Here is an 11,298-nt window from a genome sequence, read left to right on the forward strand (position 1 = left end):
TGTATTATTTATGATTTGGTATTTCTGATATAATATGATTGACTTCCACTGCAGTCTGGAGTTTAGTCCAAACGATGTCAAAGCTTAATTCTTTTGCTGGACCATTTTCATGATGCACCAAGCTAGCAATTTGATTCAATTGATATGCTCCAGAATAGGACATGTATTTTTTAAAGTCCGCAAACTCTCCCAACATAATCAGTGCTGGAATTTGAAAGGCGTTAGCACAATGTGTTGGTCCTGAGTCGATTCCAATAAAAAAACTGGCGGATTTGATGAGGAATAAACTGTCTTCTACGCTGGTTTTTCCTACCAAAGAAAGGAAATTTGGATGTTCAAATTCGAGTCCTTGACTTGTGCCAATTTCCACCACATTAACATCCCATTCTTGGATAGCTGCTTGGATTAATTTGATCCAATTTTCGTCAGTCCATTCTCGGCAAGGGTCGTTGGAGATCCGATGAATAAGCCAATAATTACCTTCAAAAGGAAGTGGGAAATTTTTAGTAGGTAAATAAAGCGTGGGTTGTCCCGCGATTAATCCTAACCCAGCTAATTGAGAAAAATTCTCCAATAAATTGTGCTGGTCATAGTAATTATGAATGTTGATATTCAGTTCTTTTGCTTTCTCGTTTTCTAAAGGAATATGGAAATAAGGATCTTTTCTTAATTCATTTAGGTGAAGGTTGAAAAAATACTGAAAGGGATTCCACTTCGTTAAGAAATAACTAAATAGCATATTTTCTTCGCTTACTAAGCGGTAGATTCCAGCATGGTGTTCCAAAAGAGGTCTAAAATGGCCTTTAATAATCCACACAATTTTAGCTTGAGGATATTTAACATGTAAGGCAGGTATAATAGGCTCAGAGGCCACAATATCGCCAAGATGTTGTGCCAATAATACTCCTACAAGTGGTCGAGAGGGCTGGAAGATTCGTTGGAATATTGCCCAAGCACATAGCTGTATATAGGCATTTAAACCTGCAAATAAATAACCTAATTTGCGGAATTTAAATTGCCAAAGAGCTGAACTTAGGTAAATGCTAGGCATCTTATTTGTTATTGAACAACCTCTTTTATGTCCACTTCTCCATCGGGTTTAACCTGGATGATTCCATTGGTAATCAAGGTGTCACCAATGGATAGCCCTGATAAAATCTCCACGGTTTTCTCTCCACGAGTTCCTAATTCTACCTTGGTAGAAACAGCTTTTCCATTCTTTACGATAAATACTTTACTTCCTTTGGATTCAGGAATAACGGCTTCTGTAGGTACCAAAATGGCGGATCCTTTTGTTTTTAGAATCAAATTGACCTTAGCGAATGCTCCAGGAACTAAAACACCACCCGGATTAGGGGATAATGCTCTTATTTGGAGTGTACGAGTTAAAGGGTCAATCTTTGGATCAATGGCGTAAACCTTACCGGTATAGGTTTTAGTCTCATTTTCTGTCTCAAATTCAATGGTATTACCTTTGCGAATTTGAGAAGCGTATTTAGCTGGTATAGAAAATTCTATTTTAGCTGGATTGGTATTCGTTAATGTCGCAATTTTAGTCGTCGGCGAGATATAACTACCCATGCTGACATAGCGGAAACCAATGGTACCTGAGAATGGAGCACGGATGGTTGTTTTTAAAATTTGTGCTTTTAGGTCTTCAATATCAGCAGAGATGGTATTGACTGAATTCACCGCAATATCATATTCTCTTTGAGAGATGGCTTCTTTTTGAAGTAAGACCTTTTGACGGGCTTCATTATCTTCCGCTAATTTTTTGTTATAGCCTAATTTTTTCAAACGAGCCTGCAAATCATCATCGTTGATATGTAATAAAACAGTTCCTTTTTGAACTACATCACCCTCTTTGATATTTAACTGATTAATTCTTCCAGCAATCTCAGAGCGAATTTCTACCTCTTCATTAGGTAAAATACTTCCCGTTGAATTGATCATGTCATCTAGACGTGTTGTTTTAATCACCGTGACTACCACAGTAGTTTTGCCGCCTTTTCCTCCTCCAGGCCCACCTTTGCCTTTTTCTTTACCTTCTTCTTTCTTTTGAGCAAAAAAAGTCTTTTTTACCTTAGGGTAAAAGGCGATGCCTAATATTAAAGTGATTACTAATAGGCTGACGATTGTTTTTGTAATCTTGTTCATAAGGTCAATTCAAACGATGTTAATAGTTCAAGTTAGGTAATTTTATTCGTGCATCTAACCCAATTTATAGGTTTATCTAGTTTTTTCTTGATTTAACCAAGGTAAAATGCTTTCATTTCTTATTTGATTCATCACAAAGTGACTTTGTGCATTGCCAATATTCTTGATACTCGCCAGTTTATGTAGGATAAAATCTCGATATTCATCCATATCAGCCACCACGATTTTAAGCAAGAAATCACTGTGGCCAGAAACGCAATAACATTCCTGCACTTCCAATAAATTCATGACATCTTCTTCAAACTGTTTGAGGTATTCGGCCGCATGTTCTTTCAAGGAGATATCGCAAAATACCGTTAGGGATTTTCCTAATTTATTGGGATTGATCGTGGCCTTATATCCCGTAATTACCCCATCCTTTTCCATGCGTTTGATCCGTTCATGGATAGGAGTTGGACTCATGCCTAAGCGTTGAGCCATGTCCTTGTTGGACATGTAGGCATCTTCATGTAAAAATGCGAGGATTTGCTTATCAATATCATCAATCTTGGACATGGAATCAGGGGTTAGGGACTAAAGAGGCTCCAATAGAAATAATTCCAGCTAAGGTATCCGTTCGCATGTCATGCGAAAGTTGTAAACTATACTTTCCTTTTTTAGGAAATTTTAAATTTTTAAAAATCAAGAACTTGTGACTATAAATATCTCCCAATCCTTCTCCTTTAGCTTTTCCTGATTTTGGGTCATACAAAATGGCTTCTGCTAAGGCCTGTTTGATAATTTTCCCATCTGCTCCCATTACTTTGGGAATAAAATAAAAATTATTGAATGGGTAATCATTGGACTGTCGTAAAGCTACAAACAACCTATACGATTTATCCAAATCATTAATTTCAAAAGGATAGCTAATCTGATTTTTTTGTGTCCAGCCTTGCTCTCCCATTTTGCTTGTTTGGTCAAATACCTGATCCCCTTGACAAGCGATTAAAAAGCCCAAGGAAAAAAATAACAGTAAGCTTTTAAGCAGTGGGCGTCTCAGGGCCATTTCTAGGTGGTCTGGGTTTAAATTTCTTTTTGAACTTCTTTTTAAATGGTTTTGGTGTTGCATCTCCTGCATTCTCTGCCCCTTCTGGAGTAGTATTGACAGGGAGCTTCACTCTGTTTTCAGGACGATCCGTGCTACCTTCAGGCTTGTTTTGGGGCCTATTTGGGTTATTTCCTGGGCTCTTATTTCCTTTTTGAAAATTGCCACGTGCTTTTTGATCTCCATTATTTCTCCTTGGATTATCGGAGCGTTGACCACTAGGTTTTCCCTTACCGTATTTTTTGTCCATCCTGTCTAAATCTGAATTCAACTCAGATAAAGTCGGTTTTTCAAGTACGGGTACATCTGGATTTAGATTTTCGAAGGAATCAGGAATGATACCTTTTTTATTTAAATCAATAATTTCTTTCACTCGGTCACAGGTAACAGGAATCCATATGGATTCTTCGCCAACATAACCAAACCACATCATACGTTTGAAGATGTCCGTTTTTTGTAAAATAGCATCTCCTCGCTTGGTTTTTATACGGCCCTCAATAGTCGGAATATCTTTCAAGGCATCCATGTAGGTCTCCAATTCGTAATTGAGACAACATTTTAAACGGCCACACTGTCCACTTAATTTAACGGGATTCAAGGAAAGATTTTGATACCTAGCTGCCGAGGTTGTCACATTTTTGAAGTCGGTAAGCCAAGTAGAACAACACAACTCTCTTCCACAAACCCCAATTCCACCTAATCTACCTGCTTCCTGACGCAGCGAAATCTGCTTCATTTCCACTCGGATTTTAAATTCGGTAGCTAACAATTTGATTAACTCACGAAAATCAACACGGTCGTCTGAAGAATAATAAAATACGGCTTTTGTCCCATCCGAAAGAAACTCGACATCGGAAAGCTTCATGTTCAACTTTAAATCCCCAATAATCTGGCGAGTACGATAAAGCGTAGGTAAATCTCTTTCTAAGGAATTACGATGTTTTTCTTCATCTTTTTCCGTAGCTATGCGCAAGATATCTTTAAGATTATCGTCGTCTTTGATGCCTTTTTTTAACAATTGTAAACGCACCAGCTCCCCTTGAAGAGAAACTACGCCCAGCTGTATGCCAGATGAAGAATCTACCATAACGGAATCTCCTGTATGTAAGGCTAGCTGATTTGGATTACGAAAATACTCTTTTCGCCCGGCTTTGAATTTTACTTCAACTACATGGAAACGTTGAAATTGTGGTACATCCAAGTCGGATAACCAATCAAAAACGTTCATTTTATTACAAGCACCTGTACCACAACTTCCATTGCTTTGGCAGCCTGAAACTGCACCTTCTGTTGATGCCTTGGATCCACATGATCCAGTTGAACACGATTTACATGCCATAAGTATATGTGTCAATCGGCCTCATTACGACTTATATCGTAATACATCGAGACCAATATCTCGTCTAAAGTTTTTTCCTTCAAATTGTATGGTTTGAGCCGCCTTTTGAGACTTTTGAATGGCTCTTTCCAAGGTATTTGAAGTGCCTGTTAGGGCCATTACTCGGCCTCCCGAGGTAACAATTTGTCCGTCTTGCTCACGGGTCCCAGCATGAAATACTAGGGCTTCTTCTATTTTCTCCATGCCCGTCATGATATCCCCTTTTCGGTAATCTTCAGGATAACCACCTGCTACGACCATGGTCGTAACGGCATATTGATTAGAAATTTGTAAACTTTCGTTATTCAACTTCCCTTGAGCAGCCGCAAGAAGCAAAGATAAGAAATCTGATTCGATTCTTGGCAATACTACCTCTGTTTCAGGATCTCCCATGCGGGCATTGTATTCAATCACATAAGGTTCTCCCTCATGGTTCATTAAGCCAATGAAGATAAAACCTTGGTAAGGAATGTTGTCGGTTTTCAGACCCTGGATGGTTGGTTCAATCACTTTTTGTTTAACCAATTCCATGAATCGCTCAGTAGCAAATGGAACTGGAGAAACAGCTCCCATACCCCCTGTATTCAAGCCTTCATCATTTTCGCCAATCCGTTTATAATCTTTAGCCTCTGGTAAAACCACATAGTTTTCACCATCTGTCAACACAAAAACGGAAAGCTCAATGCCTCGTAGAAACTGTTCAACAACAACCTTAGAACTGGCTTCGCCAAATTTGGCATCATAAATCATTTCTTTGAATGCTTTTTCAGCTTCAGCATGGCTTTGTGCAATGATCACACCTTTACCTGCGGCCAATCCATCTGCTTTTAAAACAATGGGTAACGACTGGTTCGCCAAATAGGCAAGGCCTTCTTCTCCATTATCCTTAGTAAAAGTTTTGGAGGCTGCAGTGGGAACACCATGTGCATGCATGAAGTTTTTAGAAAAATCTTTACTTCCTTCTAATTGTGCTCCTAAGGCACCTGGGCCCACGATACCCACATGTTGAAGATCTTCTTGTGATTCAATAAAATCACGAACGCCTTTCACTAAAGGCTCCTCTGGGCCAACAATCACCAATTCTATTTGATGGGTTCTGATGGCCTCAACTATCGCTGTGAAATCAGAAAAACCAAAGGGTAAATTAATGCCCAATTGGGCCGTACCAGGGTTTCCTGGGGCTATGTATAATTGACTTAATAATGGACTTTGGGATATTTTCCAGGCAAATGCATGTTCTCTTCCTCCGGATCCCAAAAGTAATACATTCATAATATTCGTTAATTGGCTAGTTCACTTAAAAATTTAATGCGCATCAATCGCAACTCTTCTTCACTGACATCGTCTATGTTGCAATTATCTAATGCTTCGGTAATATTATCGGTATCAGAACTTAAGAAGTAATCATAGATTTCTTCTTGTTTATCTGGTTCAATGACTTGGTTGATGTAATAATCCAAATTCAATTTTGTTCCTGAATAACAAATGGCTTCTATTTCTTCAATTAATTCCGCCATGCTTAACTCTTTTTGATAAGCAATGTCATCTAAATCAATTTTACGATCCACTTGCTGGATGATGTAAATCTTGATTTTTGACTTATTGACAGTAGATTTAACCACCACCTCTCGAGCCGTTTCAATCTCATTTTCATCCACATAGCGGTTAATGACATCCAAGAATGGCTTACCAAACTTGATCACTTTCCCCATACCTACCCCATTAATTTGGGCCATTTCCTCTTGAGTACTTGGATAGGTGGTGGCCATTTCCTCCAAAGAAGGATCTTGGAAAATGACGTAAGGAGGAAGGTTTTTTTCCTTGGCTAATTTCTTGCGAAGGTTTTTTAATAATTCAAATAAAGCATCATCATAGGCTTTTGCTCCTACTCCTGCATTCAACTCATCATTTTCATCTGGTTCAGCCTCTTTCTCATAATCATGATCTCTGGAGAAAGTAACCGGATATGAATCTTGAATGAAATTGAGCCCTTTTTCGCTTAATTTTAAAACGCCATAATTTTCAATATCCTTAACTAAATAACCATGTATGGTGATTTGTTTGATAAATGAAATCCAAGGCGACTTCTCATCGTCTTTCTGATGTTCCTTTTGAGATTTCTTTTTTAGTTTCGGTTTCTTAGGAGTTGGATTGTCTTCATCCTCATCTTCATTATCATCATCGTCATCGTCCTCCACAGCTGGAGTATTCCAAGAAACAGTTTTTCCTGCACCAAATACTGGTAGTTTGTCTTGATCGTAACTTTGAACGTATTGATTTACTTTGCCTTCTAACACATCTGCAATGTGTTCGGCGTCAAATTTCTCTTCTGTTTCTTGGACAGCCTGTAAAACTAAAACCACTTCTCGTTCAGCCTTGAAGGTTGGCGTAGGATGTAGGCAGTTGTCGCAAAAGCCACAATTTTCTGCCATGTATTCCCCAAAATAGTTGAGTAATTGTTTTCTTCGGCAAACACCTAAATTGGCATAATAAACCATTTCAGCCAATAATAATTTGGCGTTCTCTTTTTCAGATACCGCTTTATCCTTATTGAACTTATCTAGTTTTAAGATATCGTCATAGGTGTAGAATAAGATACAAGTTCCGTCCAAGCCATCTCTACCCGCTCTGCCTGTTTCTTGATAATAGCCTTCGAGAGATTTAGGAGCATCATAATGGATGACAAAACGTACATCGGGTTTATCTATTCCCATACCAAAGGCGATGGTTGCTACCATGACTTCCACTTCTTCATTCAAGAATGATTCTTGATTGGCCATGCGGATGGCAGGATCTAAGCCAGCATGGTAGGGAAGCGCCTTGATGCCATTAACATGTAATAAATCCGCAATTTCTTCTACTCGTTTCCTACTTAAACAGTAAATAATCCCTGCTTTGCCAGAATGACTTTTGATGTAGCGAATCAGTTGTTTGTCAATGTCCTTTTTGGATCGTATTTCGTAATAGAGGTTTTTTCGATTAAATGAAGTTTTAAAAACCTGAGCATCTTCTAAGTTCAATGTCTTTTGAATATCCAATTGCACTTTGGGAGTAGCGGTAGCTGTCAATGCAATGATGGGTAATTTTTCATCAACTGACTCAATGATGGCACGTATTTTTCTATATTCTGGCCTGAAATCATGTCCCCATTCTGAAATACAATGTGCTTCATCAATGGCCACAAATGAAATGTTGGCTTGTTGTAAAAAGTTGAGATTTTCCTGCTTATTCAAAGATTCAGGAGCAATATACAATAACTTCACATCGCCACTTAATACTTCGTTCTTAACCCGATTCATTTCGGCGCGGGTCAAAGAAGAGTTTAAAAATTGAGCATTGATACCAAAAGCGATCATTTGATCTACTTGGTTTTTCATTAATGCAATTAGTGGAGAAATAACAATGGCCGTTCCAGGCATAACGATAGCTGGAAGTTGGTAGCAAAGTGACTTACCTGCTCCAGTAGGCATGAGCACAAAGCTATTATTCCCTTGAAGCGTATTTTGGATGATAGCTTCCTGTTCTCCACGAAATTGGCTAAATCCAAAGGTCTTCTTGAGATGCTCCTTTAACGTATCGTTGGAAATTTGAATGGGCATAATTTTAGGAACTACTGGTATGTTTCACAATGTAGCAGAATTATTCGTAACTAGTTAATTAACTTTGTGTACTCAAATTCTACTAAAATTGAAATTAAACAAAAATATTCAATCCACAGCAAAAAAAGTTTTAACCCAAGAAGCAGAAGCTATTTTACAAGTTAGCGCTGCCATAAATTCTGAATTTGAAGCTTGTGTGGAACATTTATTGGCTAAGCCAGGAAGGATTGTCTTCACCGGAATTGGTAAATCCGCTTTAATTGCTCAAAAAATTGTAGCTACACTGAACTCCACAGGAAGCCCTGCCTTGTTTATGCATGCAGCAGATGCCATCCACGGGGATTTGGGAATGATACAACGCGGAGATTCGGTTATTTGTATATCCAAGTCAGGAGATACACCCGAAATCAAAGTTTTAGTGCCATTAATTAAGCGATTGGGGGTTTCGTTGATTGCGATGGTTTCCAATAAACAATCGTATTTAGCGCAACAGTCCGACTTTATTCTTCATGCTCAAGCGGATTCAGAGGCAGATTTATTGAATTTAGCTCCTACTACATCGACCACCGTTGCCTTGGCTTTGGGTGATGCCTTGGCCGTATGCTTGTTGGAATGTAAAGGTTTTACTTCCTTAGATTTTGCCAAATATCACCCAGGGGGGGCTTTGGGAAAACGTTTGTATTTAAAAGTGGCGGATATTTACCCGCAGCATGAGTTTCCTCACATCTTACCTCAAGCCAGTATACAAGAGGCTATTCATGAAATTAGCTCTAAGCGCTTAGGAGCCACTACCGTGATGAACGAGAAAGAGGAATTATTAGGAATTATTACCGACGGGGATGTTCGTCGAATGTTGGAAAAACAACATGACTGGGCGAATATTCAGATTGTTCACATGATGAACCCCAATCCTAAAACCATTTCATCTGATGCATTTGCTACGGAGGCATTGTCCATCATGCAAGAAAAAAATATCACACAATTGGTCGTTCTAGAAAAAGAAAAGGCCGTGGGATTCATACATCTCCACGACCTTTTACGTGAGGGAATCGTTTAATATTAACGCATTCGATTCGATGATTGGACCAGCATTTCATCTTTACGAATCAAACGATTAGCAATCATATTGGCTAAAAGAGCTACAATCAGGGCATAGAAACCTAGGTCATAGGCTCCTTGCATTTCTGGATTGAATAATGGGATTGTTTTTTTGTAGATGGTATAAAAACTATAGCCCATGGTGGCTGCAATTAACATGGAATTGACTAATCCAAGTGCCATTTGGCGCATTCTGTTCTTGAATTGGAATAAAATGTAGGCTGTTAAGGCTACTGAAATCAATGTCAAAATGAGTGGAATATAATTGGCTTCAACCTGCGCTTTTCCTTGGATCTGAGAGGTCCATTCCGATATAAATACTTGGGCTGTTTCACCTGACATGCCTGTTTTGGTCCATAATGGCCAGCCTGCTATCACGAGGATCTCTGCAATAACAACGATGAGTAAAAAAATAGATTGGGGTCTTTGAATCATAATATTTCAATTTTCTGCGAAATTACGCATTTTCTTGAAAAAGCTTGGAAGCAATTTTGGCAGAAGATAAGCAAAGTGGAATTCCCCCTCCAGGATGCACGCTTCCGCCTATCCAATATAGGTTTTTTATGGCACTGCGGTAATTAGGATGACGTAAAAATGCCGCAAATCGATTATTGGAAGCATTTCCATACAAGGCCCCACCCGAAGAAGAAGTACGCTCTTCTATCCTTCTTGGATCTAAATAATCCTCTGCGACAATGTAGGAACTGATATCTTCGCTCAATGCCCTACTTATTTTTTGAATGACTCTTTCCCGAGTTAATTGTAATAATTCATCCCAGTTTTGACCTTGGTTGGCGGGTGCATTGATTAAAATAAACCAATTTTCTCCTCCTTCAGGGGCATCTTCTGTGGCTACTTTACTAGAAATATGGAGGTATACAGTGGGGTCATCCGACAAGTTTTTGTCCATGAATATGGCTTTGAATTCTTCTTGATATTTTTCGGAAAAGAAAATATTATGTACCCCCAATTCATCCCACTGTTTATTCATTCCCCAATAAAATATGATGCCAGAACTCGACTTTTCTTGTTGCAGGAGCCTTTTAGGTTGAATTTGATCAGGGAGTAATTTTTGATAAGTTGGTCGAATATCCATATTGCTCGCCAATATGTCGAATGGGTATTTCCCTTGGGCGGTTTCTAGACCTATTGCTTGGTTATTTTCACAAAGTATTCGCTCGACCTTTTCATTAAAATGAAATTGCACACCTAAATCTGTAGCGAGTTGGTACAAAGATTGAGTGATGGCAATCATGCCTCCCTTAGGGAAAAAGGCTCCAATATTGTATTCCAAATGAGGAATAATGGATAGGGTAGCAGGTGTTTGGTAAGGATCTGAGCCATTATAAGTGGCATAACGGTCAAATAATTGCACCGTTTTGGGGTTTTTAAATCGGATTTTATGCAATTGATGCATGGTGGAAAACATGCCTAATCGTGGGATATTTAGATAGCCAATCCAAGCTTTTTTACTGAGCCAGGTACTTGGTTGATGCAAGGAATTCTCTAGAAAAAGTTCAGAAATGATTTGGTATTTTTCTTGTAAACCGAGAATGAATTCATGGACATTTTTCTCATTTTCTCCCAAGTTTTTGGATATTTCACGGGCTGTATCCTCAGCGTTTTCTAAGGTACAAAGTCGGGTATGGTCTTCCCAAAAATATCGACAAACTTCAGGTAATCGCGAATAATTAAAATAGTCTCTCGGATTTTTATTGGCAAGCGTGAATAGTTCATCTACCAAATGAGGTAGGGTAAACAGGGAAGGTCCAGCGTCAAACCGATATCCATGTATTAGAAATTCCGATAATTTACCACCTGGAAATGAATTAGCTTCAAATACCTGAACCTGATGTCCTAAACAAGCCATACGTATAGCAAAAGCTAATCCACCCACTCCCGATCCAACAACCCCTACTTGTTTCATAGTCATGATATTTCTCAAATGGGATTAACTTATTAAAAGGACAAAATGTTTAAAA

10 protein-coding genes are annotated in these 11,298 nt (G+C 38.7%); 1 reads left to right on the forward strand and 9 read right to left on the reverse strand.

Features of this window, described 5'->3' with window-relative positions; translation table 11 throughout:
* Nucleotides 1-4 precede the first annotated feature (4 nt).
* From G9H65_RS02800 to G9H65_RS02830, 7 genes are all read right to left on the reverse strand, one after another.
* Nucleotides 5-1,051 carry a glycosyltransferase family 9 protein gene (locus G9H65_RS02800; RefSeq protein ID WP_166373805.1) on the reverse strand — a complete coding sequence of 349 codons (1,047 nt, stop codon included), beginning with the start codon at nucleotides 1,049-1,051 and terminating at the stop codon, nucleotides 5-7.
* An 8-nt stretch (nucleotides 1,052-1,059) separates the two neighbouring features.
* Nucleotides 1,060-2,157 carry an efflux RND transporter periplasmic adaptor subunit gene (locus tag G9H65_RS02805; protein ID WP_166373806.1) on the reverse strand — a complete coding sequence of 366 codons (1,098 nt, stop codon included), beginning with the start codon at nucleotides 2,155-2,157 and terminating at the stop codon, nucleotides 1,060-1,062.
* A gap of 72 nt (nucleotides 2,158-2,229) precedes the next feature.
* Complete coding sequence (locus G9H65_RS02810) at nucleotides 2,230-2,712, reverse strand: Lrp/AsnC family transcriptional regulator (RefSeq protein ID WP_166373807.1); 483 nt, start codon at nucleotides 2,710-2,712, stop codon at nucleotides 2,230-2,232.
* A 4-nt stretch (nucleotides 2,713-2,716) separates the two neighbouring features.
* Nucleotides 2,717-3,202, reverse strand: coding sequence for a gliding motility lipoprotein GldH (locus tag G9H65_RS02815; RefSeq protein ID WP_166373808.1), 486 nt, complete (start codon nucleotides 3,200-3,202; stop codon nucleotides 2,717-2,719).
* On the reverse strand, nucleotides 3,177-4,580 hold the full coding sequence (locus G9H65_RS02820; RefSeq protein ID WP_166373809.1) for a PSP1 domain-containing protein: 1,404 nt from the start codon (nucleotides 4,578-4,580) through the stop codon (nucleotides 3,177-3,179). The genes G9H65_RS02815 and G9H65_RS02820 overlap by 26 nt, the downstream gene beginning before the upstream one ends.
* Nucleotides 4,581-4,604: 24 nt before the next feature.
* Entirely contained in the window at nucleotides 4,605-5,891 is a 1,287-nt protein-coding gene (gene purD, locus G9H65_RS02825) for a phosphoribosylamine--glycine ligase (protein WP_166373810.1), read from the reverse strand.
* Between the two features lie 8 nt (nucleotides 5,892-5,899).
* A complete protein-coding gene (locus tag G9H65_RS02830; RefSeq protein WP_166373811.1) occupies nucleotides 5,900-8,218 on the reverse strand; it encodes a RecQ family ATP-dependent DNA helicase in 2,319 nt (772 codons plus the stop codon).
* Nucleotides 8,219-8,306: 88 nt separating this feature from the next.
* On the opposite strand from G9H65_RS02830, the gene G9H65_RS02835 reads away from it, so the two are divergent.
* Nucleotides 8,307-9,275 (forward strand): KpsF/GutQ family sugar-phosphate isomerase, encoded by a 969-nt coding sequence (locus G9H65_RS02835; RefSeq protein ID WP_166373812.1) that lies wholly within the window; start codon nucleotides 8,307-8,309, stop codon nucleotides 9,273-9,275.
* Between the two features lie 2 nt (nucleotides 9,276-9,277).
* Here G9H65_RS02835 and G9H65_RS02840 read toward each other — a convergent pair whose 3' ends face one another.
* Together G9H65_RS02840 and crtD are read right to left on the reverse strand one after the other, a co-directional pair.
* A complete protein-coding gene (locus G9H65_RS02840; protein WP_166373813.1) occupies nucleotides 9,278-9,751 on the reverse strand; it encodes a DUF4293 domain-containing protein in 474 nt (157 codons plus the stop codon).
* A gap of 22 nt (nucleotides 9,752-9,773) precedes the next feature.
* Nucleotides 9,774-11,243, reverse strand: coding sequence for a 1-hydroxycarotenoid 3,4-desaturase CrtD (gene crtD / locus G9H65_RS02845; protein ID WP_166373814.1), 1,470 nt, complete (start codon nucleotides 11,241-11,243; stop codon nucleotides 9,774-9,776).
* Between the last annotated feature and the right edge of the window lie 55 nt (nucleotides 11,244-11,298).

The organism is Aquirufa ecclesiirivi, from assembly GCF_011250515.1.
Lineage (GTDB): Bacteria > Bacteroidota > Bacteroidia > Cytophagales > Spirosomataceae > Aquirufa > Aquirufa ecclesiirivi.

Excerpts from the sequence above, each read along its gene's own strand:
- G9H65_RS02840 (WP_166373813.1), bottom strand. The coding sequence starts at position 9,751 with ATGATTCAAAGACCCCAATCTATTTTTTTACTCATCGTTGTTATTGCA.
- G9H65_RS02810 (WP_166373807.1), bottom strand. The coding sequence starts at position 2,712 with ATGTCCAAGATTGATGATATTGATAAGCAAATCCTCGCATTTTTACAT.
- G9H65_RS02815 (WP_166373808.1), bottom strand. The coding sequence starts at position 3,202 with ATGGCCCTGAGACGCCCACTGCTTAAAAGCTTACTGTTATTTTTTTCC.
- G9H65_RS02830 (WP_166373811.1), bottom strand. The coding sequence starts at position 8,218 with ATGCCCATTCAAATTTCCAACGATACGTTAAAGGAGCATCTCAAGAAG.
- purD (WP_166373810.1), bottom strand. The coding sequence starts at position 5,891 with ATGAATGTATTACTTTTGGGATCCGGAGGAAGAGAACATGCATTTGCC.
- G9H65_RS02800 (WP_166373805.1), bottom strand. The coding sequence starts at position 1,051 with ATGCCTAGCATTTACCTAAGTTCAGCTCTTTGGCAATTTAAATTCCGC.
- G9H65_RS02820 (WP_166373809.1), bottom strand. The coding sequence starts at position 4,580 with ATGGCATGTAAATCGTGTTCAACTGGATCATGTGGATCCAAGGCATCA.
- crtD (WP_166373814.1), bottom strand. The coding sequence starts at position 11,243 with ATGAAACAAGTAGGGGTTGTTGGATCGGGAGTGGGTGGATTAGCTTTT.
- G9H65_RS02805 (WP_166373806.1), bottom strand. The coding sequence starts at position 2,157 with ATGAACAAGATTACAAAAACAATCGTCAGCCTATTAGTAATCACTTTA.